The following is a 22,024-nucleotide window of genomic DNA, read 5'->3' as shown; positions in this document are numbered from 1 at the left end:
GTTCACTGGCCGCTGTCGTCCGGGATGACGCCGCAGGAGCCACCGGGCGGAGGCACTTCCTCTTCCTTCTCCGTCACCGTCAGCGTCGTCGTGGCCCGAACCTTCGACGAGGGGCCCGTGACGGCGATCTCGAAGCGTCCCGGCTTCACGGAGCCCACGAGAGGAACCTGGATCTCGACCCTGCCGCCGGCACCGACGATGGCGGTGCCCGCCAGCCCCGCGGGCTGCGAGGTGAGAGCGACCTTCTCTCCGGCGATGAAGTCGGTACCGCGAACGGTGACCGACGTCCCCTCGACCGCCTCCCCCTCGACCGACACAGTCGGCGAGCAGGATCCCGTGCACTTCGGGACCTCCGATGCGGCGATCCGCACGAGTCGATCGTCGGTGATGCGGAAGTACTGGATCTTGTCGGCGACTCGTCCCTGCTGGACGTCGTCGGTGAACCGCAGGAGGCGACTGGTGGCCTCCTTGTGCCGGACCACCAGGTACTGGCCGTTCTGATAGTCGTAGTGGTCCAGAGTTCTCGCAAACGCATCCGCCGTCTCGACGCCCTTCACCGCAGCCCCGATGACGACTCGTCCGTTCGGAGCGAGCACGTCGAGGCCGAGGTATTCCTCACTGCCGAAGACGTCGTGGGCCTTGACCCCTCGCGACAGAGCCCGGAGGGTTCCCGAGCTCGCGTCGAGAGCGACGTCCGCGACGGTCGACACGGAGCTGCTTCGATCGATTCCGTTGAAACGCAGGAGATTCCCGGGGGTCACGTCGACAGAGTCGAGGAGGACATTCCGAACACCCTGGGCGTTGGTGAGCACGGCGTTCAGCGTGCCCGAGCCCTTCCCGTCGCGAAGAGCCGTGATCGACGCCGAAGCGAGCTCTGCGCCAGCCGACCCGTCGGTGTTCTCGAGACCATCGACGTGGACCGCCTCCGGGTCGACCGACTCCTGTCCGATCGTGACCGACTTCGTCGCAGAGGAAGTCACCGACCCGACGGGCAGGACGTAGTCGCCGACCTCTCGCTCGATGACGTCGGTGGCCCGGTTGTGGTTGTTCCAGATCTCATGGCGGAGAGCCGGAAGGGTCGCGAGCTCGGCTCGGGTCTCGGCCGTGAGGGCGATGCCCCACTGGTCGAAGAACGGCGCCAGGTTGCGGTCGGCGATCTTCGATGCCGTCCGGGCGAAATGCTGCTGCAACGCCGCGTCGCCGGTCGCCGGCGACATTCCCAGAGCTTTCTCGACACGCCATTCCTGCGCCAGGCGAGGGTAGAAGTCGTCACCGAAGCTACGCCGTAGCTGGTCGAACATCAGCACCTTGACGAAGAGGTCCGAGATGGACGCGTGGTTACGCTGACCGACCGGCGTCTTGCGGAATTCGGCGACCTTTGCTCGGGTCGACGCGTCGTCGAGTCGGTTGGCGTACCCCATCGACTCCTGCACGGCAAGAGCCGAGATGTTCACCGTCACCTCCGTCATGCCGCCCCATCGGATGTCCTGCGGCTGATAGGTGTGCCCGATCTCGTGCCAGAACCCCCAGTGGGCCTTCTTGGCCAGGCCGTATTCAATGAGCTCCTTGCCCGCGTTCGTGCTGTTCTGGAACGTGATGCGGTCGTTGGTCGCGCTGGCGTAGCCAGCCCCCGTATCAGGATTCGACACGTAGATGCGCTGCGCGCTCTTGCCCGCGACGCCGGCGGTCCCGTCGCGGAGACCGTACATCCGGTTCGTGGCGTCGACGGCCGAGTCCCAGGTATCGATGAGGCCGGCGACATCTTTCGAGGCCCCGCTGAGCCCGGGTCGCCCCACGCTCGCCTGGAAGTCCACGAGGATCCGGTCGCTGACGACCTCCACGTACGGTGCAGTCGACCACGTCGCCAGTTCACGATCGAACTCGGCGCGTGTCGTCTCGTCCTCGACCCAGGTCGGGACCGGCTGCCCCCCGGCCACTTCCACCACGGCGTCGGATGAGCCCTGACGGTTCTTCACGAACACCATGCCGTCGAGTGATGCGGTGACGACGTTCACGCCGGAGTTGAGCGTCGTGCTCACCAGCCCGACGTCCTTGCCCCCGTTCTGCTCGCGGTGCATGCCGTAGAGGCCTGTCGCGAGCTCGATCCCTCTCGCACCGGCCGGCACGGTGACGGTGAGCTTCTGGCCCTTCTTCACGAAGCGCCCGGTCGGCTGGAGGTCGGAGTGGCGGAACCAGCGGTTCTCCTGAGCGACGACGCGAGCGGCGTCTCCCTGGGCTTCAGCCCGGATCAGGGAGGAGCCGTCGGAGACGGCCAGGGAACGGCCGCTCTCGAGAGCGGGCGTGGCGGTGGCGACCGCGGGGATGTTGACTACCGCGGCTCCGGCGAGTGCCGCCGTGGTCAGCACGCCGCAGATGAGTTTCTTCGTAATCATGGTGTCGGCCTACTCGAACTCGACGTCGGAACAGCCCACGAAGGCTTCATTCGACTGGACAGCACCGTCGGCCTTGATGTTGCCCTGCCAGATCGTGTAGATGACGTGGTGGCCCTCCTTCTCGGGCAGAACCGTCGGCAGCCTGGTGCCCTGATCGATGGATGTGCCGAGCGAATCCATACTGTCGGCCACGAGGAAGGGCGTCTCCTCGAGAGAGTCCCAGGTGAGGGGCTCGGAGGGGTCGTAGCCGTCCTTCGTGATGAAGTACGAGAACGTGTAGGGGTTGTGCTTGACCGTGTTGTGAAAGCTGAGTTCCGTCTCGGAGCCGCTCTTCAGCGCCGTGGTGGGCCAGTCCGTCCCGGGGAGGTCGAGACCGGCGTAATCCTTGTTGCCTCCCGAGCACAACTGGCCGTCGGGGAACGCGGTGCGCCACTGCGGATCGGCCTGACCTCGACGGGTGTCTCCGTTGACGACACCCTGCCAGTTGTAGAACTGGTTGCCGCCCGAGACCTTGTGGGCGTCGTTGCAGGTCTCGAAATTCTTCGCGTTGCCCTCGCCGGCGCCGTCGAGAAAGCAGCCTAGCTGGCGACTCATCGGCGTCTGGCTGGAACCGTGGGCGTAGGCCGGCCCCGCGAGGGCGGAGAGGCTGAGGGCGGTGAGGCCGAGGGCGATGGCGCCCAGGGTTTTCTTCTTGGTTGCGATGATGGTGCTCATGAGGTGATTCCTTCGTGGTCTCTCGGTCTTACTTCGTGAACTCGACGGTCTTCGCCGGGGTGCGCTCCGTCCACGACCCGTCGGCGAGCTGCGCCCGGATCTGCACGGTGTGCCGACTGTCAGGGTGCTCCCCGAGGAGGACGAAGCGCTTCTGCGCGGCCGTCCTGTCGGCGCCGACGAGCAGCGTCTGAACGTGCTTGCCGTCGAGAGAAATCTCGTAGCGCTTGGTCGCCTCGTCGGGCGTCCAGGTCATCTCGATGCGGTGCATCGTGCGGCCGCCGTCGTTGTAGGAGGAGGCCTTGGCCGCGAAGTCCTCGGGGGCGGGGGTCCCCGTCCCCGGGGCTTCGTCGGGGGTCTTGACCGGCGTCATGACCGATACTCCGTGGTTGCCCGCAGCGTCGTACGCGTGGACGCTCACGACGTGCACGGTTCCAGGCTTCAGACCGGTGAGAGTCGCGGTCGTGACGGAACCGTCCACGGTGGCCACGGCGTCCTTGCCCACGTGGACGACGTACTTCGTGACGCCGACGTTGTCGGTCGCCGCGGTCCAGTCGACATCGACCGTGGTGGCGCTGGTGGCAGTGGCCTCGACGCACGAGATGTTCGAGGGGCGCTCGCTGTCGGTGATGGCTTCTTCGGCGGTCGTGCCGCGGACGATCGCCGACTTCTCCGATTCGTTGCCCGCCTCGTCATAGGCGAGAACCTGGAACGCATATTCGGTATCGGCGTCCAGCCCGTCGATGTCCGTCATCCGCATGCCATTCGCGAGGTCTTCGACCTGCCTGCCATCTTGGAAGATCTTGTAGCCGGCGACCTTGACGTTGTCGGCGGAGTGCGCCCACATGACGTGCACGCTGTCGCTGTCGACCGTGTCGACCGTGAGGTTCGTCGGGACGGTGGGCGCGATGGTGTCGCGAGCAGTGGGCGTAGCCACGTACGCCACGGTCGAGCCGCCGTGGTTGCCGGCCCGGTCATAGGCGTAGATCTGGAATGCGTACCCGGTGTCCGGGGTGAGACGGTCGAGAGTCACGGAGGTGATGGCTCCGACCACTGTCGTGACGAACCTGCGTCCGTCGTAGATGCGGTATTCGTGCACCTTGACGTTGTCGCTGGCCTCTGACCAGTCGAGCCTGACCTCGGTCGGGGAGACGGCCTCGGCGTCGATCCGCTCGACATACGAGGGAGCCTCGGAGTCGATCTCCTCACCCGGCGTAGCCGGCGTGATGACCTCGGTGACCGTGGAGCCACTGTGGTTGCCGGCCTTGTCGTAGGCGTAGACCTGAAACGCGTAGCGCGTGTCTGCCTTGAGCCCGTCGATTGTCTTCCGGTGGGTCGATCCGTCGACCGTCGCGATGGGCTTCTGGCTGGTGCCGTCGTAGATCCGGTATTCGGTCACGCCGACGTTGTCATCGGCCGCCGCCCAGGCGAGGTCGACCGTGTTCGGGCCGGTCGCCTCCGCTCGGAGATCCTCGGTGAACGACGGAGGCTGCGTGTCGCCGTGCTCGCCGCCGCCCACCGAGCAGCCTTCGACTCCGTGTCCGTCGAGGTCACAGCCCACCACCTCGAGCTCGTCCGTCCCCTGCCCCTGGATGCCGAAGCCGACGTTCGCCGTCTTCCCGGCTTCGAGCTTCGCCTTGGGGGTCAGCGTGACGATGTCACCGTCGATCGTCGCGACGGTATTCCAGGAGGCGTTGTTCTGGAACTCGCCCGCCGGGACCCGGAACGAGAGCGACCAATCCTGCGCTTGCGAGGAGGAGTTCGTGACGACGAACTCACCCGAGGCATACCAGGTGCCTGCCGAATACATCTTCATAGAGCCCGAGACCGGCGCATCGGCGAGTGCGGCTGAGCCGGCGCAGACGGCGGGGACACCGATGGCGAGGGCCACGGCCCCGGCGATGACGCTGCGGCGGAGGAGGGAGGTACGAGCGATCACGACGGATCCTTTCGAGATGGGGTGATGACAAGCGAGGCAGTGGTCCGATTGCGGACTGAGAGTCGTTCACCTTGGGCTGTTCAAGTTCTTACCAAAATGTTAAATTGGAATTCATATTTTGTGACGTCTCCAAAAGAGGACAATCCGTGCCTTCCCACTCCGCCCCCCTCCCTTTGCTCGCACCCGCAGACGCGGGGTTGCGACCATCCCGTCTCGATCAGGTCCTCGCCGATCCCCCGTCGTGGGCGGTGTCGGCACATCGGGCGTTCCTCTTCGTGCTCCCGCTCCTCCTCACCGCGTACGGCGTGTGGTACGACGCTCTCGCCGCCGGTGAAGCACCCGACCTCCTGCAGGTGCTGACGTTCGCGGCCACCGGCACGTCGCTGTATCTTGCGCGACGAGTGCCCGTGGTGACAGTCCTCTGCGCCCTCGCTTGTTGGTCACTGACCGAGTCGTGCGTGTTCGTCATCGCCGTCGCCTACCTGCTCGGTCGGTGGCAGCCACGTGCGTGGCTCCCCCTCCTCGTCCTGCTGGCGGTGGTCCACCCTCTCGGCCTGGTCCCCGATCCCTGCGCCTACCGCGCCGGCCACACGAGCCTGCCGCCCGAGACCACCCCTCTGTTCGCCGTCGTCTCACCGGCCCTCGTGGGAGGGATCATCCTCACCTCGATTCGACTGGCGACAACCCGGGAGGCTCGCCTTCGCGCGGACGCGGCGGCAGCCGAAGACCGAGCGCGCACGATCATCGCGACCGACCGGCTCCGCCTCAGCCAGGAGATGCACGATCTTCTCGGCCAGAGGGTCAGCCGCATGGTGCTTCATGCCACCGCCATCTCGGCCACGACCTACGACGCGCAGGCCAAAGATCTCGCCTCCCGAATTGCCGACACCGGGGCAAGCACCGTCGAAGACCTTCATTACGTCGTCGGACTGCTGCGCACGACACCTGCCGAGGTCGCCCTCTCGCCCGCCGACTCTCCGACCGCACACGACGCTATCGAGCAATCCCGCCGAGACGGCACGCGCGTCGACGTCCATGGCCTCGACGACGTCGGCCGACTCGCCGAGCCCCTCGTCCGACTCGTCGATGCGGTCATCGGAGAGACGCTGCACAACGCGGCCAAGTACTCCGGCGGGGCGGACGTGAGCATCCTCGCCGAGGTCTTCCGCGACCGGCTCGTCCTCCGAATCGAGAACGAACCGGTCCACCGTCCTCAGCCCATCCTCTTGCCCTCGGGCGGCCACGGGCTCAGCCGCCTCCGCGAGCGAGCCACCGAGCATCACGGTCTCCTGACGTCGGGTCCGACGGAAGAGGGCGGCTATGCGGTGTCGCTCGAGGTCCCCCTGTGATACGCGTCCTGCTCGTCGATGACGACGCCGACATCAGGAGCAGCCTTCGCCTCATCCTCGACACGGTTCCCGATGTCGTGGTGGTCGGTGACGTCGACAGCGGTGAACGCGGACTCGCCGTGAGTGCACAGCTCGGAGTCGACGTCGTCGTCGTCGATCTCCGCATGCCGGGAATGGATGGGATCGAGGTCACGAAGAGACTTCGTGAACGGGCCAACCCGCCGGCAGTCCTCATTCTCACGGCGTTCAGTGCCGACGACACGGTTCTCACGGCTCTCGCAGCCGGAGCGGCAGGTTTCCTCCTCAAGAACTTCCGACCGGACAAACTCCCCGCCGCAGTCCGCGACATCGCACACGGCCGCGGGGCGCTCGCGCCGAGCGTCGCCGCGACCGTCATCCGCCACGCGGTTCGGCCGGACCATTCGACGAGCGCTCACAGTGCTCGCGGGGATGACGACCTTGGAGACCTCACGGAGCGAGAACGCGAACTGGCCTACGCCGTAGGGCTCGGCATGTCGAACACCGGCATCGCCACCCACCTGGGTATCAGCCCCGCCTCGGCCAAGACGTACGTCTCACGCCTCCTCGAGAAGCTGGGCCTGCAGAATCGCACGCAACTGGCTATCGCCGCGCACCGCGCCGGAATTCTGTCGTGACAGGCGGAAACACCGGGGCTGATCGTCAGCAGGAGATGCTCTCGCGGCTGCCGTCTCGGAGAGCTCTCTCAGCGGGCTAGGCGCTCTTCTCGGCGCGCTCGACAACCCGCGGAACGATGGTCGGCGCAGCGTTCTCGAGCACGGAGGCCCTGGTGACGACGACGCCGCCCACGTTGTCGTCGGAGGGCACGTCGAACATGATCGGCCCGAGTACCTCCTCCATGATCGCGCGAAGACCTCGGGCACCCGTCTGCCGCAGCACCGCGAGGTCGGCGATCGCCTCGAGCGCCTCCTGCTCGAAGTCGAGCTCGACGCCGTCGATCTCGAACATGCGCTGGTACTGGCGAACGAGTGCGTTCTTCGGCTTGGTCAGGATCTCCATCAGAGCTTCCTGGTCGAGCTGCGACACCGTCGTGACTACAGGAAGGCGACCGATGAACTCGGGGATCAGGCCGAACTTGTGCAGGTCTTCGGGGAGCACCTCGCTGAAGAGGTTGACGTCGTTGCCCTTCTCATACAGAGGGGCGCCGAAGCCGATGCCGCGTTTGCCGGCGCGCGACGAGATGATCTCTTCGAGACCGGCGAAGGCGCCGGCGACGATGAAGAGGACGTTCGTCGTGTCGATCTGAATGAACTCCTGGTGGGGATGCTTACGCCCACCCTGGGGCGGCACCGACGCGACCGTGCCCTCGAGGATCTTGAGCAGCGCCTGCTGCACGCCCTCCCCCGAGACATCGCGCGTGATCGAAGGGTTTTCGGCCTTGCGGGCGATCTTGTCGACCTCGTCGATGTAGATGATGCCGGTCTCGGCCCGCTTGACGTCGTAGTCGGCGGCCTGGATCAGCTTGAGCAGGATGTTCTCGACGTCTTCACCGACGTAACCCGCCTCGGTGAGGGCCGTGGCATCGGCGACAGCGAACGGAACGTTGAGTCGTTTTGCCAGGGTCTGAGCCAGATAGGTCTTGCCGCAACCGGTCGGGCCGATCAGCAGAATGTTCGATTTGGCGATCTCGATGTCGTCGCCCAGGGAGTCGGCCGACGTGAGCGTGTTCATCGACCGGATGCGCTTGTAGTGGTTGTAGACGGCGACCGAGAGAGCCCGCTTGGCCGGCGTCTGCCCAATCACATACTCTTCGAGGAAGTCGTAGATCTCGCGGGGCTTCGGCAGGTCGAACTCGCTCGAGGGCTCTTCGCCCGCTTCGGCGAGGCGCTCCTCGATGATCTCGTTGCACAGCTCGACGCATTCGTCGCAGATGTAGACCCCGGGGCCCGCGATGAGCTGCTGAACCTGCTTCTGGCTCTTGCCGCAGAACGAGCACTTGAGCAGGTCGGCACTTTCACCAATGCGTGCCATGCTCGGCCTCCCTAACACTTCTGTGGCCATAAAGGCCTCGAGTGACCTGACGGTCTTCGTTGAACGAGCCTAACCCGAACCCCCGACACCCGCGTGACCACGACGCCGGAATCGCCGGAGCGGGCGACCATCTCTGATTCGGCACCGGGGTCGTAAACGCTTGGACCAGGATCCTGCGCTTCGCCGCTCGCTCCCTGCCGGTACAGCGAAGGCCCCGGGCCGCTCGGGCCCGGGGCCTCCGGAGGTGATGTCGGCCCGCGCTACTTGGTGAGCGCGAGGTTCTTGCGCGAGGTGAGCACCTGGTCGATCAGACCGTACTCAAGGGCCTCGGGCGCGCCGAGGATGTTGTCGCGCTCGATGTCGCGGTTAACCTGCTCGGGCGTCTTGTTGGAGTGCTTCGACAGCGTCTCTTCGAGCCAGGTGCGCATACGGAGCACCTCAGCCGCCTGGATCTCGATGTCGGACGCCTGGCCGCCACCCGAACCGCCCGTGGCGGGCTGGTGGATGAGGACGCGGGCGTTCGGCAGGGCGAGACGCTTGCCGGGGGTGCCAGCGGCGAGCAGCACGGCCGCCGCCGAAGCAGCCTGACCGAGGCAGACCGTCTGGATGTCAGGGCGGATGTACTGCATCGTGTCGTAGATGGCCGTCATGGCCGTGAACGAGCCACCGGGCGAGTTGATGTACAGCGTGATGTCGCGATCGGGGTCCATCGACTCGAGCACGAGCAACTGAGCCATGACGTCGTCGGCCGACGCGTCGTCGACCTGCACGCCGAGAAAGACGATTCGGTCTTCGAAGAGCTTGGCGTAGGGGTCTTGACGCTTGTAGCCGTAGGCCGTGCGCTCCTCGAAGCTGGGCAGGACGTAGCGCGAGCTCGGGGTCTCAGCGCGCTCGAACCGGCCCGCTCCACCCATCATTGGCAGTTCCATGTCTGTTCCTTACTGGTGTGAGGGGGAGTTATTCCTGATCGGTTCCGGCGCCGCCGATGACGTCGGAGGCCGAGGAACGGATGTGGTCGACGAAGCCGTACTCAAGGGCCTCCTGCGCGGTGAACCAGCGGTCGCGGTCGCCGTCTTCGTTGACCTGCTCGACCGTCTTGCCGGTCTGGGCGGCCGTAATCTCGGCGAGGCGCTGCTTCATCGAGAGGATGAGCTGAGCCTGCGTCTGGATGTCGGACGACGTACCGCCGAAACCGCCGTGCGGCTGGTGGAGGAGCACGCGGGCGTTGGGCGTGATGTAGCGCTTGCCCTTGGTGCCGGCCGTGAGCAGCAGCTGCCCCATCGACGCGGCCATGCCGATGCCGACGGTGACGATGTCGTTCGGCACGAACTCCATGGCGTCGTAGATCGCCATGCCGGCAGTGATCGACCCGCCGGGCGAGTTGATGTACAGGTAGATGTCTTTTTCGCTGTCTTCGGCCGCGAGCAGGAGAAGCTTGGCAGCGATCTCGTTGGCGTTGTCGTCACGCACCTCCGAGCCGAGCCAGATGATGCGGTCTTTGAGAAGTCGGTCAAAAACACTGTTGGGCAGTGTTACGTCGGCCATGTGGTGCTCCCATTCAGTTGTCGCTTGCATACGAACTTAGGGGGTGTAACGCGCGGTTTCCGGGGTGTTCGCCCACGGCTGTATCTATTGCGCGGATTCCCGTCGCGGTGCCGGACCTCGACACGCTCGGTCGCCCGGCACTGCGACGGAAATCCGCGCGGCCGGGAGACACAGAAAGAGGGCAGAATCCTCGGGATCCTGCCCTCTTCGGGAACTTCTCTAGCGACTACGCGTGGTCGTGACCCTCGTGGTCGCCCGCGTCGCTTCCGACACCGGAGGCGGCGGTGAATGCCGACAGGTCGACGTCGGCGCCCTTGTCGTCTTTCACGGTGGCCTTGGAGAGGACCACGGCGAGAGCCTTGGACCGAGCGACCTCGCCGACCATGGCCGGGATCTGGCCGTTCTCGTCGAGCACCTTGATGAACTCGCCGGGCTCCATGCCGTACTGCGCAGCACCCTGGATGAGGTACTGGGTCAGCTCGTCTTGCTCGACCTTGACCTCTTCTTTCTCGGCGATGGCGTCGAGGAGAATCTGGTTGCGGAAGGCGGTCTCGGAGGAATCCTTGACCTCGGCGCGGTGCTCGTCGTCTTCGAGGCGGTTCTCCTGCTCGAGGTGACGGTGCACCTCGTCTTCGACGAGCTTCTCGGGCACGGGGATCTCGACGAGCTCGAGCAGCTTCTCGACGAGCTGGTCGCGAGCCTGTCCGCCCTGGCCGACCGCCTTGGAGCGGCCGAGCTGCTCTTTGAGGTCACCCTTGAGCTCATCGATGGTGTCGAACTGGCTGGCGATCTGGGCGAAGTCGTCGTCGGCCTCGGGGAGCTCGCGCTCCTTGACGGCGGTCAGCGTGACCTCGATGAGAGCGGTCTCGCCCTCGCGGTCGCCGCCGAGCAGCTTCGACTCGAAGGTGGTGGTCTCGCCCGCGGTCAGCGAGTCGAGCGCCTCGTCGATGCCCTCGATGAGGTCGCCGGAGCCGATCTCGTACGAGATGCCCTTGGCGTTGTCGACCTCGACGCCGTCGATGGTCGCGATCAGGTCGATCTGACCGAAGTCGCCCTTGGCGGCGGGACGGTCGACGGTGATGAGGGTGCCGAAGCGCGTGCGGAGGTTAGCGAGCTCTTCGTCGACCTCGTCGTCGCTGATCTCGACCGAGTCGACGGTCAGCTCGAGGCCCTCGTAGGCGGGCAGCTCGAACTCAGGGCGGACGTCGACCTCGATAGCGAGGAGGAGGTCACCCGAGAAGTCTTTGGTGCTGGGCCATCCGACGACGTCGGCCTCGGGGCGACCGAGAGGGCGGATCGAGCTCTCTTCGACCGCGGCACGGTAGAAGGTGTCCATGCTCTCGTTGACGGCGTGGTTCAGAACCTCTTCACGGCCGACGCGCTGGTCGATGATGGGCGGCGGAACCTTGCCCTTGCGGAAGCCGGGAATGGAGACACTCTCGGCGATGTGGCCGTAAGCGTGGGTGATTCCGGGCTTGAGGTCGTCGGGGCTCACCGCGATGTTGAGCTTGACGCGGGTGGGGCTGAGCTGCTCAACCGTGGTCTTGACCAATGTCGTACTTCTCCTGTGTCGGTGTTCTGCGGTGCTTCTGGCGGCGCGCATGTGACGCCGCGCTTCTGACGAGCTTGTCTAGTGCGTGGATCTTGCTACTGCACGTTCTTGCTACTGCGTCGGGGCGACAGGACTCGAACCTGCGATCTTCCGCCCCCAAAACGGACGCGCTAGCCACTACGCTACGCCCCGGTATTCCTGTATCGCTTTGGGCCTTCCCTGTGGTCCCCGTTGAGGTCGGGGCGAAAAGAACCTCGTGAAGTCTAGCCCGTTGCCAGGCACTGAAACTGAGCGGGTCGAAGAATGCCCTATGCTTGACCACGCACGACAGGTCAACGGCCTGTTTTTGCGGGGATGTAGCTTAGTGGTAAAGCCTCAGTCTTCCAAACTGATGATGCGGGTTCGATTCCCGTCATCCCCTCCGTAGATAGGCCACCCGGCGGTGTCCTCACTCGCCTCTTCCGCGTCGCTGTGACCCCCCTGTCAGGCGTCGCGAGGGCCTCGAAAGGACCGCCATAATATTCTGGTGCGCGCGCTGAATCGGATCCTTGTCGGCGGTCTTCTGACTGCGACGATCGTCGTGCTCGCGGGCTGTGCCACGCTCCCCCATTCCGAGCCGAACGCCGGCGGCTTTTCGACCGTCGCACCGATGGCGACCGGTGCCCCCGTGCCCGAGGGCTCGACTCCCGGCGTGCGCGTCGCGATCGTCGGCGACTCTCTGACCGCCGGCGGAGGCCGCAGCTTGTCGGAGGGCCTCACCCCCAACACCTGGATCACCTACGCCAAGGGCAACGGGGTCGACTACGTGGGCGGCTGGGCCGTCGGCGGCACCACGATCCAGCAGATGGCCGCGGCGGTGAAGCCCATTGCCAAGGTCGATGTGCTCGTGCTGATGGCCGGCACCAACGACGTGCGTCACAAGATCTCGTTCGCCGACTCGCGGGCGAGCTACGAGAAGGTCATCGCGACCCTGCACCCGAAGCACGTGATCATCGGGGCGATTCCGCCCAATAATCGCCACCCTCGCCAGGCCGCCCTGTATGAGAAGCGTCTCCACGCCTACGCCCTGGCCGGCGGCTACGACTTCGTCGACCCGTGGGGTTTCGCGCGCGACGGCGACGTCTACGCACCGGGCACCTCGCTCGACGGCACTCACCCGACCACGGCCGGATACCGACTCGTCGGCCTCGCCTACCGCGATGCGATCGTGCGCGTCATGGCGACCCCGAAGGTCGGCTGAGCGCCCGAGCCGTCTGAGTCGGGGCATCGCAAAGCGACTCGGATCGGCCTTTGCGACGCGGCGCGCCGAGTCAGTTTGGCCGAACCGCGTCGGATCGCGACGGCGGGTTTCCGTAAGGGGGAGCTCGCGGCGTGACGCGAATCGGCCGAGGTACCAGCGCCGCGGCGCGCGAGGTTGGCCGATTCACGCGAGGTCACGAGCCGAGATCGCGAACCCGCGCACGTGGCGCGAGCTAGCTCTGAAGGAACGCCAGCACAGCCAGCACTCGCCGGTGATCCGTGCCCGAGTCGTCGAGGCCGAGCTTCTGGAAGATCGCGGTCACGTTCTTCTCCACGGCACCCGTGCCGATGAACAGCGCCGCCGAGATGGCCGAGTTGGTGCGGCCCTCGGCCATCAGCGCCAGCACCTCCCGCTCGCGCGGCGTTAGAGCCGCGAGAGGATCGCTGCGCCGACCGAGCAGCGCTCCGACCACTTCGGGGTCGAGCACAGTCGCGCCGTCTGAGATCCGATCGAGCGCCGACCCCAGCTCGTCGATCGAGGTCACCCGGTCTTTCAGGAGGTAGCCGACCCCGTCGGATCCTGCGCTTAGAAGTTCGCGGGCGTACGCCACCTCGACGTACTGCGACAGCAGCAGGATGCCCGTCGACGGGGTGCGCCGCCGCAGCTCGATCGCCGCACGCACGCCCTCGTCGCGATGGGTGGGCGGCATGCGCACGTCGAGAACCGCCAGATCCGGGCGCGCACGATCGAGATCGGCGAGCAGCGCCTCGGCATCGCCGTACGAACCGACCACCTCCGTACCCAGCTCGTCGAGCAGGCGCACGAGCCCCTCCCGCAGCAGCACGGAGTCGTCGGCCACGACGACCCGGCGGCGAGATGTCTTGGATCCGGTGATCACTCCCCCAGCCTACGAGTCGCGTTCGGCAGGCTTGGACAGCCGAACCGAAGGATCCGACGGCTCGTCACCGACCCTCGGCAGCTCCTCGGTGGGGTACGGCCGCGTGTGCGCCTGGTCGGGCGGTGTCTCGCCGAAAAGGTGGTCCAGTTCGGCCGTGGCATCTGGGTCGACGGCAGACTGGTCGGAATCGACGTGAGGCTGGTCGGGGTCGACGGCAGGCTGGTCGGGGCCGACGCGAGGCCGGTCGGGGTCGACGACAGGTGCGTCGGCCTCGGCCTCGGGCACTGCCGGCGCCATCGGGATCCTGACGCTCGCGTGTGTGGGTCCGCCCTCGGGGCTCCGGAGCTCGAGACGACCACCGAGCCCGACGAGTCGCTCTTCGATGCCGGCGAGCCCGTGACCCGGCCGGACAGTCGCACCGCCGGCACCGTCGTCCGTCACGATCACGCGGAGCTCGGTCGCACCGGCGAGGGTCGGCGCTGACAGGATCAGCTCGGCCCGGTCGGCCCGCGAGTGCTTGCCGATGTTGGCGAGCAGCTCGGCCGCGATGAAGTACGCATTCCGCTCGATCTCGACCGGGATCTCGATGCCGTCGGGCAGCTCGTCGGTGAAGCGGGTCGGCACCGTCGATCGGTCGACTACTGCGTCGAGAGCGGCAGCGAGCCCGCGGTCGAGCAGCAGGGGTGGAGCGAAACCACGCGAGAGGGCACGGAGCTCTTCGAGGGCCTCGCGGGCCTGGGCGCTCGCATCGTCGATCAGGAGCCGAGCCCGAGTGCCGTCGGTGTCGACGACGCGGGAGGCGGCGGAGAGATCCATCTGCAGCCGGATCAGGCGCTGCTGCGGCCCGTCGTGGATGTCGCGTTCGAGCCTCCGCAGGGCCGTGCCCTCGGCCGAGACGGCCGCACTCCGTGAGACCTCAAGGCCCGCGACCTCGGCCTTGAGCTGCTCGGACCGGAAGCCGCCGAGCATCCAGGTGGCGACGGCGCCCTGGACAAGCACCATGCCGCGGGTGACGAACGGCAGGAGGGCCAGGGCTCCGAGCGCCACGACAAAGGCGACGACGGCCGCCGCGGGCGCGTGGTCGAGGAGTGCAGAGCTCACCCAGCCGCCGTTGATTCCGGAGAAGCCCCCCTCTCCGGAAACGACGAGGACGATGCTTCCTCCGACGATCCCACCGACGACGATCAGCAACATCCCGACCGTCACGGCGACAACGAGGGCACCCAGCCAGGGGAACACGATCGTCGTGAACGCGAAGTACAGCCAGTAGTGCGGATCGGCAGCCACCTCGACGAGGCGCTTGAACCGCCCGGTCAAGGTCAGCGTTCGCCAGGCGACCGGTCGAGGAGCCGGGTGGCGCGCCCACGACAGCCGAACGAGCTCGATTGCCCCGAACAGGCGACCGAAGTACAGGCCCGCGAGCAGGAGGACGAAGAACGCCACGAAGGCGAAGAGGCCGTTGCCGGTGCCGACCAGGATCTGGCCGACGATGCCATAGGCCGCGAATGCCACGACGACGAGCACCCCGGTCAGCGCGAGATAGCCGATATCTCGGGGGAAGGCCGCCCACAGCCGCCAGTACAGGGCGCGCCGCGGTGGTTCGGCGGCGGGGGCTGTGGTCGGTGGCATCGGGCTCGTCTCGGTGATCATGACTCCAGCCTGGTGCGATCCGGAGGCTGCCCCAATGGTGCCAGCGACCGAGCCTCTCGGGGGTTTACCCCCGGTCCCGGCAAGGCAAGCCTCACTAAGCCGAGCCTCTGCTTGCTTGTCGGAATTTCGCGCGACCTCTAGCGTTGGGGAAACCGAGAGGCCCCAAGGCCTTCACCCGCAGAGGAGACACTCCATGTCCGAAGTCACCACCGTCACGCAGAGCTCCGTCGATCCCGACGTCGCAGCCGCCACCGCCCAGTTCCTCAGCCCGATCGTCACGAACCTCACCGCCCTGGCCGTCAACGGCAAGCAGGCCCACTGGCACGTTCGCGGCATCAGCTTCATCGCCGTGCACGAACTCCTCGACGTGGTCGTCGGCAACGCGCAGGAGTACGCCGACCTCGCCGCGGAGCGCATCGTCGCTCTCGGCCTGCCCGTCGACGGCCGCCTCGAGACCGTCGCCGCCACCACGACGAACCCACCGCTCAGGGCCGGCTTCCAGCAGATCGACGCCACTATCGCCGGCATCGTGGCGCAGATCGACTCGGCCCGCGTCTCGGTGCAGACCGCCATCGACGAGCTCGGCGAGATCGACGCCTCGTCGCAGGACGTCGCGATCGAGATCGCCCGCGGCCTCGACAAAGACCGCTGGTTCCTCTCGGCGCACGTGAGCCAGTAACCCTCCGCACTCTGCCAAGAAGCCGTTGCTCCCCCCGGGAACGACGGCTTCGTTACGTCGAGCGCGGTCTCGCCTGCGAGCGACCCGCCCCCACCAGCGCCTCTCGAGCGGCGGCCCGCGGCGCATCTCGCGCGACCTCCTCTCTTACGGGAGTCGAACGAGGTCCGCGAGGCGACAAGCGCGACCGCAGACGCATCGCGGGCCGCTCGACGACGAGATAGGTGATGGTCGCCAGTGCCACGCTGACGGCGCCGACCAGCGCGACGGCGGCGAGATAGTGCGGCCAGCCGCCCCCGCCGATTCGCGGGACCCAGCGGTCGAGTCCGCGCACCACGGGCATGTGCCAGAGGTAGACGCCGAACGAGATCAGGCCGAGACCACGGAGCACCGGCAGGTCGAGCATCCGCCCGACAAGGCCGGGCCGCCCCGTCCGGCCGGGGACGACGGCGACGAGCAGCAGAGCGGCGAAGCTGAGCGCCGCGAGCGTGTCAGCCAGGTCGCTGCGGCGGTGGGCGAGGCAGACGACGGCCGCGCCGATGGCGACCACCAGAGCGGCCAACCGCAGGATCCTGCGCCCCTCGCCCGAGAACGCCGCGCGCTGAACGGCGACGAAGAGCAGAGTCGCCGTCATGCCGAGCGCGAAGAGCTGAGCGTGCACGAGCAGGCTGCGACTCGCGACCGATTCCCAGTCGTGCGACCAGCCGTGCGGCGACGTGGTGGTCTGCCAGATGTACCCGGCAGCACCGATTGCCGCGAGGGCGACGACGGGGATGCCCGCCCGCGTCCATCCGCTGAGACGTCGACCGAGGCGCGCCGCAGCGAAGGCCAGCAGAGGCAGACACGCGTAGAACGTGAGCTCGACCGTGAGTGTCCAGGCCACCTCGAGGCCGGACCGGATCGTCTCGGGAGACAGGGTCTGCAGGAGCGTCAGATCGGCGACGAAGGAGACGGGGTCGACTCGTCCCGTTCGCCCGTGTCCCACGAACGAGAGACCGAACACGCAGTTCGTCACGAGGAACACGGTCGCGTACGCGGGCCACAGACGGAGCGCGCGGTTGACAGCGTAGCGGCCGACGCTCGGAAGCTCGCGACCATCGACGAGGCGCTCGGCGAAGCCGAGGAAGAGCAGGAAGCCGGAGAGGACGAAGAAGAGGTTCAGGCCCTGGTGGAGAGCGAACACGAGTTCCGGCGCGCGGTGGCGGATGTCGGGCAACAAGATGTTCGACACGTGATAGGCGAGCACCGACAGCGCCGCCAGCCCGCGCAATCCGTCCAGCCCGGTCAGATGTCTCGGTGAATGCGTGCCCATGACTACAACAGTGGTGGAACGGAGAAGCGCGGACCACCTCCCACGGGACCAAGAGCCTCGTCCGGCGGGAGGAAGTGGCCGGCACCGCCCGCCGACGCCTAGAGACCCGAGTGAGTGAACCGGCCGCCCAACAGCGTCGCGGCCACGGGCATCGACCGCAGGTCGCGGGTCGCCAGCGGATCGGCATCGAGCAGCACGAGGTCGGCGAGGCTGCCCTGCGTGACGGAGGCTCGGCCATCGGTCGAGGCCGCGAGCGCAACAGCTGCAGGCAGTCGCTGCTCGGGGTGCCACGGATCGCGGTCGTCGCGGCTGCGTGTGACGGCTGCCGCCATGGCGACCCACGGATCGAGAGGGGCGACCGGCGCGTCGGATCCGAGACGCAGCGACACTCCGGCGGCGGCCAGCGACTCGAGCACGAAGGCGCGCTCGGTGCGGCCCTCCCACAGCACCTCGGCGATATCGCGATCGTCCATGGCGTGCTCGGGCTGGACGCTGGCCACGACGCCGAGCCGGGCGAACCGAGCGACGTCGACAGCCCGCAGGAGCTGTGCGTGCTCGATCGAGCCGGAGCAGCCCACGGCCTCGAATGCGTCCAGCGCCACCGAATTGGCGTGGTCGCCGATCGCGTGCACCGCGGGGACGAGGCCGGCTTCGGACGCCTTGCGCATCAGCCCGGTGAGCTCGTCGACCGAGAACGACGGCAGACCGACTCCCCCGCCGTGGGGATACGGGTCGTGGCAGTAGGCGGTGCGGGTGTTCAGCGACCCGTCGGTGATGATCTTCGCCGGGCCCATCGTGACGAGGCCGGCGCCGCCCGGAACGGCGTCGCCCGTGCGGAGGCCGCGGGCGATGACCTCATCGAGGTCGCCCGGGTAGACGCCGGTGCGAACACGGAGGGCGTCGGATCCTCTGGACACTCGCTCTGCCCACGCATCGATCGACAGGGTCATCTCGAGGTCGACGATGCCGACCACGCCCCGAGCAGCCGCGGCACGCGACGCCTCGTCGACCCAGTCGTCCATGCGCGAGCTGTCGATCGCCGTGATGACGCCGGACGCGTCGAACGCGGCCTGTTCGCGCAGCAGCCCCGTCGGGTGAGTCGCCTGGCCGACCAGCGCGAGACCTTTGCTGTTGAGCCAGACGGCGTGCAGATCGGCGCTGACCAGGGCGACCGGAAACTCGCCCGCAGTGTCGAGCAGCTCGGCCGTCGGGGTGTCCGACCACAGCGCATCACGGAACCCATAGCCGACCAGGAGGTCGCGGTCGTCGGGGCGGTCTTCAAGGATCCGATCGCGCACCAGAGCGACCGTCTCACGAGCCGATCCCGCCGACGCGACATCGAGGCGTTGGCGCACGAGAGCCCACTGCTCCATGTGCACGTGGTTGTCCCACAGGCCCGGCGCGAGGAACCTCCCGCCGCACTCCACGGTCTCGACGGAGCCCGGCGTGATGTCGGGTGCGAGGGCGGAGACGACGCCGCCCTCCACGAGGACATCGACGGGAGCGTGATCGCGGCCGACGACGCGGACGTCGCGGAGGAGGAGGTCGGGCCCTGTCGCTGCAGGCTCGCGCTGCGGACTCGCGGTCACCCGCGGACCCGCTTCATCTCGGCGGCGAGCTCCGGGCTGGCGTACTCGGCGCCGTTCTCGAGAGCGTCGATGATGCGATCGACGACGGCTGGATCCTTGTTCTGACTGAGCTTTGCTCTGGCGTCGAAGCGAGTGACCCTCAGGCGAACTCCGACCGTGCCCTTGGCGACCCGGCGGGAGCCGTCGGCGTCGAGCTCGAGCGACACGGGCTCGGGCATGCGGGCCTCGAAATGGTCGACGAGCTCGCCCAGAACGCGGAAGTTTTCGTCGTCGGACAGGATCTCGGGAGTGCCGTAGAGGTGCGCGGTGACGTGGTTCCAGGTGGGGATTATCTGGTCGCTCGGGTACCACCCGGGCGAGATGTAGCCGTGAGGGCCCTGCACGATGACGAGGAGTTCGTGCTGCCCCAGCTCATGCAGCTTCTCGTCGGGGCGCCCCACGTGACTGACGATGCTGATCTCGTCGCCCGCGGTCTCTTCGAGCACGATCGGGTAGTGGGAGGCCACGAGGCCAGCGGACGTCGAGGAGACGATCGTCGCCCACGGATTCTCTCGGATGAGGCGCTTGACCTCGTCGACGTCTTCGAGAAGGAAGTGGGGTGTGTGCCGCATGGGGTAATTCTGGCAGAGGGTGGCTTCGGCCTCAGGGGTGCTCCGGCTTAAGGCCTGGTCGGCTTCGGCTTCAGGCCTGGTCGGCGTCGGCTTGCTCGGGCTTCAGGCTTGGCAGACCGGGCACCAGTACAGCTTTCGGCCGGCCGCCTCCTCCATCACGATGTGGGTGCCGCACACGCGGCAGGGCAGCCCCTCGCGGTGGTACACCCAGTGTCGATCGGCCCGGCTGCGGAGGGCCTTTGCGTACGCCTGTTTGGAAAGGCCGCTCATGGTCATCATCTGACCGAGCTCGACACCGGATTTGAGGAGTTTGGTCCAGTCTTTCCAAATCGCTCGCAAGGTGTCTTCAGAGACCTGGTTGCCGGGCGTGTGCGGGTTGAGACGGGCGCGGAAGAGAAGCTCGGCGCGGTAAATGTTGCCGATGCCGCTGACAATGGATTGATCCATCAACTGCAGACCGATCGGCGTGCGCTTCTTGTGGGCCGTCGCGACGAACCGATCGCCGCCCTTCTTAGGAGAATCGACAAGCGGGTCGGGCCCGAGCTTGGCGATCTGCGCGTCGACCTGCTCGGCATCGAGCACGTCGCACTTCGTCGGACCCCGCAGATCGGCTACTGCCGTGTCGCTCAAGAGTCGCACCCGCACCTGCCCGACGGGCTCGGGCGGGAAGCTCTCGACGTCGTCTTCCTGCTTCTCTTGCTCGGCCATGCGCACCCGCCGCTTTCGAGGTGCGCCGATGCTGCTCATCGAGTGCTCGCCGTCGTCGTCGGCCACTGGCTCGGGGGCGTCGTCCGCCTTGGGGCTGGCAACCTCGTTGGGGTTCGCAGCCTCGGCTTTGCGCGTGGCCGCGCGGCGGACTCGCGACTCGGCCATGGCGGCCCCGGTCGCGATCTCTCCCGCGAAATCCCACGCACCGTAAAGACCGAGATGAACGTGGAGGTACAGGCCGTTGTCGAACTCGAGGAACATCTGCTTGCCGACGGCCTTGGCGTCGACCATCGTCGCCCCGTCGAGCCTCTTCGCGCCGGAGGCGAACCGCCCCTGCGGACTCGACGTCTGGATGCGGTGACCGACAAAGCTCTGCTCGAACTGATTGGCGATGCGGTGGACGGAATGACCTTCAGGCATTGATCCAGGCTAGACGCGACCCCTGACAACGGGGCCGAAACGGCCGCCGGTGGTCAGGCCGTGCTGCTGCGCGATCCGTGCCGAGCTGGTCAGTCGACCGGGTGACCCTTGATGGCACCGGTCGTCTCATATTCGGCGAGCTGCGCGATGCGACGCTCGTGGCGCTCCTCGAACGAGAAGGGCGTCTTGATGAACTCGTCGATGAGTCGGATCGCCTCATCTTCGGTGTGCTGACGGGCACCGATGGCGACCACGTTGGCATCGTTGTGCTGACGGGCCAGCTGGGCGGTGGCCGTGTTCCAGGCCAGCGCCGCACGGACACCCTCGACTTTGTTGGCGGCGATCTGCTCGCCGTTGCCGGAGCCGCCGAAGACCACTCCGAGGCTCTCCAGCCCTTCGCTCTGATCGCGGACCACGGCTCGCGCTGCGGCAATGCAGAACGACGGGTAGTCGTCGAGCGGCTCGTACGACTTCGGACCGTGATCGGTGACCTCGTGGCCCTGGCCTTCGAGGTGCGAGATGAGGGTCTGGGCGAATTCGAGGCCGGCGTGATCGGTTCCCACGTGGATGCGCATGGCCTTCATTCTATTTCCGGTTCGGGGGTGTCTCTGCGCCGACGGGTGCGCGCTGGGTGACGCGGTCGGTGTCGGCGGGTGTTAGGGGTAATGGGCGGGTGCTGTCAGCAGGCGAAGACCAGGGGGCGGGTGTTATGGGTAGTGGGCGGGTGCTGCAGCACCCGCCCACCCCTCACAACACCCGCCGACTGCCCCGGCGCGACGCCTCGAGCCCGGCGCGGGCTACGAGAAGTCGGGGCCTCGGGTGCGGCTGCGCTTGAGCTCGAAGAATCCGTCGTATGACGCCGCAGCGACGACTCCGTCCCACAGGGTGAGCGCGATCTCGCCCTTGGGCGCCGGACTGATGACAGGCCCGAAGAACGCGGTGCCGTTGACAGCGATGACCGGGGTGCCGACGTCCTGGCCGACCCGGCCGATTCCGTCGTCGTGGCTGGCGCGCATGGCGGTGTCGTACTCGTCGGTGTCGGCGTACTTGGCGAGGTCTGCCGGCAGTCCGGCCTCGGCGAGCGACTCCGCGATGACGGCGTCCTGGTCGTCTTTGCGTCCGTCGAGGTGAATGCGGGTGCCGAGTGCGTCGTAAAGCGGCTTCACAACGCCCTGCCCGTGCAGCTCGGTCGCTGCGGTCACGACACGCGTGTAGCGGATGAGCATCGAGAGGACGGCCGGGTCGAAGCCGTCGTTGTCTTCGTTCAGGAGCCCCAGGCTCATGACGTGAAACTGCACCTCGAGGTTGCGGTGCGCGGCGACCTCGTTGACCCACCGACTCGTCATCCAGGCCCACGGACACGAGGGATCGAACCAGAAATCAACGGCGGTGACGGAGGTGGAAGCTACTGTGTCGGTCAT

At 67.0% G+C, this 22,024-nt stretch carries 19 protein-coding genes and 2 tRNA genes; 5 read left to right on the top strand and 16 right to left on the bottom strand.

The window, feature by feature from the left end; all coding sequences use genetic code 11:
- Nucleotides 1-2 precede the first annotated feature (2 nt).
- The 3 genes from ITJ49_RS11140 to ITJ49_RS11130 are packed head-to-tail and all read right to left on the bottom strand — an operon-like array spanning nucleotide 3 to nucleotide 5,043.
- A complete protein-coding gene (locus ITJ49_RS11140; protein WP_194605197.1) occupies nucleotides 3-2,393 on the bottom strand; it encodes a M60 family metallopeptidase in 2,391 nt (796 codons plus the stop codon).
- Nucleotides 2,394-2,402: 9 nt separating this feature from the next.
- Nucleotides 2,403-3,107 carry a lytic polysaccharide monooxygenase gene (locus ITJ49_RS11135; protein ID WP_194605194.1) on the bottom strand — a complete coding sequence of 235 codons (705 nt, stop codon included), beginning with the start codon at nucleotides 3,105-3,107 and terminating at the stop codon, nucleotides 2,403-2,405.
- Nucleotides 3,108-3,135: 28 nt separating this feature from the next.
- The gene (locus tag ITJ49_RS11130) at nucleotides 3,136-5,043 is read right to left on the bottom strand and encodes a fibronectin type III domain-containing protein (RefSeq protein WP_194605190.1); all 1,908 of its coding nucleotides are present in this window, start codon (nucleotides 5,041-5,043) and stop codon (nucleotides 3,136-3,138) included.
- A gap of 146 nt (nucleotides 5,044-5,189) precedes the next feature.
- Between ITJ49_RS11130 and ITJ49_RS11125 the strand changes: the two genes are divergently transcribed.
- Nucleotides 5,190-6,392 (top strand): sensor histidine kinase, encoded by a 1,203-nt coding sequence (locus ITJ49_RS11125; RefSeq protein ID WP_194605187.1) that lies wholly within the window; start codon nucleotides 5,190-5,192, stop codon nucleotides 6,390-6,392.
- Nucleotides 6,389-7,048 carry a response regulator transcription factor gene (locus tag ITJ49_RS11120; protein ID WP_194605184.1) on the top strand — a complete coding sequence of 220 codons (660 nt, stop codon included), beginning with the start codon at nucleotides 6,389-6,391 and terminating at the stop codon, nucleotides 7,046-7,048. The genes ITJ49_RS11125 and ITJ49_RS11120 overlap by 4 nt, the downstream gene beginning before the upstream one ends.
- 76 nt (nucleotides 7,049-7,124) lie before the next feature.
- On the opposite strand, the gene clpX is transcribed toward ITJ49_RS11120, so the two are convergent.
- The 5 genes from clpX to ITJ49_RS11095 all read right to left on the bottom strand — a co-directional run bounded on the left by clpX (nucleotide 7,125) and on the right by ITJ49_RS11095 (nucleotide 11,691).
- Nucleotides 7,125-8,402: an ATP-dependent Clp protease ATP-binding subunit ClpX gene (gene clpX / locus ITJ49_RS11115; RefSeq protein WP_194605180.1), complete on the bottom strand. Its 1,278-nt coding sequence runs from the start codon at nucleotides 8,400-8,402 to the stop codon at nucleotides 7,125-7,127.
- 260 nt (nucleotides 8,403-8,662) lie between these two features.
- The gene (locus tag ITJ49_RS11110; protein WP_055962768.1) at nucleotides 8,663-9,331 is read right to left on the bottom strand and encodes an ATP-dependent Clp protease proteolytic subunit; all 669 of its coding nucleotides are present in this window, start codon (nucleotides 9,329-9,331) and stop codon (nucleotides 8,663-8,665) included.
- A 28-nt stretch (nucleotides 9,332-9,359) separates the two neighbouring features.
- On the bottom strand, nucleotides 9,360-9,947 hold the full coding sequence (locus tag ITJ49_RS11105; protein ID WP_055962771.1) for an ATP-dependent Clp protease proteolytic subunit: 588 nt from the start codon (nucleotides 9,945-9,947) through the stop codon (nucleotides 9,360-9,362).
- Between the two features lie 226 nt (nucleotides 9,948-10,173).
- Nucleotides 10,174-11,499, bottom strand: a complete 1,326-nt coding sequence (tig, locus tag ITJ49_RS11100; RefSeq protein ID WP_228514381.1) for a trigger factor — start codon at nucleotides 11,497-11,499, stop codon at nucleotides 10,174-10,176.
- 119 nt (nucleotides 11,500-11,618) lie between these two features.
- A tRNA-Pro gene (locus ITJ49_RS11095) sits at nucleotides 11,619-11,691 on the bottom strand.
- 158 nt (nucleotides 11,692-11,849) lie between these two features.
- Between ITJ49_RS11095 and ITJ49_RS11090 the strand changes: the two genes are divergently transcribed.
- Both ITJ49_RS11090 and ITJ49_RS11085 read left to right on the top strand, forming a co-directional pair.
- A tRNA-Gly gene (locus tag ITJ49_RS11090) sits at nucleotides 11,850-11,920 on the top strand.
- Nucleotides 11,921-12,025: 105 nt separating this feature from the next.
- On the top strand, nucleotides 12,026-12,739 hold the full coding sequence (locus tag ITJ49_RS11085) for an SGNH/GDSL hydrolase family protein (protein ID WP_194605174.1): 714 nt from the start codon (nucleotides 12,026-12,028) through the stop codon (nucleotides 12,737-12,739).
- A 232-nt stretch (nucleotides 12,740-12,971) separates the two neighbouring features.
- On the opposite strand, the gene ITJ49_RS11080 is transcribed toward ITJ49_RS11085, so the two are convergent.
- Both ITJ49_RS11080 and ITJ49_RS11075 read right to left on the bottom strand, forming a co-directional pair.
- Nucleotides 12,972-13,634, bottom strand: coding sequence for a response regulator transcription factor (locus tag ITJ49_RS11080; protein WP_194605542.1), 663 nt, complete (start codon nucleotides 13,632-13,634; stop codon nucleotides 12,972-12,974).
- Between the two features lie 12 nt (nucleotides 13,635-13,646).
- A complete protein-coding gene (locus ITJ49_RS11075; RefSeq protein WP_194605171.1) occupies nucleotides 13,647-15,287 on the bottom strand; it encodes a sensor histidine kinase in 1,641 nt (546 codons plus the stop codon).
- A 193-nt stretch (nucleotides 15,288-15,480) separates the two neighbouring features.
- Between ITJ49_RS11075 and ITJ49_RS11070 the strand changes: the two genes are divergently transcribed.
- Entirely contained in the window at nucleotides 15,481-15,966 is a 486-nt protein-coding gene (locus ITJ49_RS11070) for a Dps family protein (protein WP_194605170.1), read from the top strand.
- Between the two features lie 52 nt (nucleotides 15,967-16,018).
- Here the strand turns inward: ITJ49_RS11070 and ITJ49_RS11065 are convergent, their stop codons facing one another.
- The 6 genes from ITJ49_RS11065 to ITJ49_RS11040 form a co-directional block, all read right to left on the bottom strand.
- On the bottom strand, nucleotides 16,019-17,275 hold the full coding sequence (locus ITJ49_RS11065; RefSeq protein ID WP_194605168.1) for an acyltransferase: 1,257 nt from the start codon (nucleotides 17,273-17,275) through the stop codon (nucleotides 16,019-16,021).
- 98 nt (nucleotides 17,276-17,373) lie between these two features.
- Nucleotides 17,374-18,864 (bottom strand): amidohydrolase family protein, encoded by a 1,491-nt coding sequence (locus ITJ49_RS11060; protein WP_194605165.1) that lies wholly within the window; start codon nucleotides 18,862-18,864, stop codon nucleotides 17,374-17,376.
- Nucleotides 18,861-19,475 carry an FMN-binding negative transcriptional regulator gene (locus ITJ49_RS11055; protein ID WP_194605163.1) on the bottom strand — a complete coding sequence of 205 codons (615 nt, stop codon included), beginning with the start codon at nucleotides 19,473-19,475 and terminating at the stop codon, nucleotides 18,861-18,863. Before ITJ49_RS11055 ends, ITJ49_RS11060 begins: the two co-directional genes overlap by 4 nt.
- A gap of 102 nt (nucleotides 19,476-19,577) precedes the next feature.
- Entirely contained in the window at nucleotides 19,578-20,603 is a 1,026-nt protein-coding gene (locus tag ITJ49_RS11050; protein ID WP_194605161.1) for an Fpg/Nei family DNA glycosylase, read from the bottom strand.
- Between the two features lie 89 nt (nucleotides 20,604-20,692).
- Nucleotides 20,693-21,178: a ribose-5-phosphate isomerase gene (locus ITJ49_RS11045; RefSeq protein ID WP_055963934.1), complete on the bottom strand. Its 486-nt coding sequence runs from the start codon at nucleotides 21,176-21,178 to the stop codon at nucleotides 20,693-20,695.
- A gap of 222 nt (nucleotides 21,179-21,400) precedes the next feature.
- Entirely contained in the window at nucleotides 21,401-22,024 is a 624-nt protein-coding gene (locus ITJ49_RS11040; RefSeq protein ID WP_194605159.1) for a DsbA family protein, read from the bottom strand.

This window comes from Frondihabitans sp. VKM Ac-2883 (genome assembly GCF_015350875.1).
Taxonomy (GTDB): Bacteria; Actinomycetota; Actinomycetes; order Actinomycetales; family Microbacteriaceae; genus Frondihabitans.
This window is presented reverse-complemented; position numbering and strand designations above follow the sequence as displayed.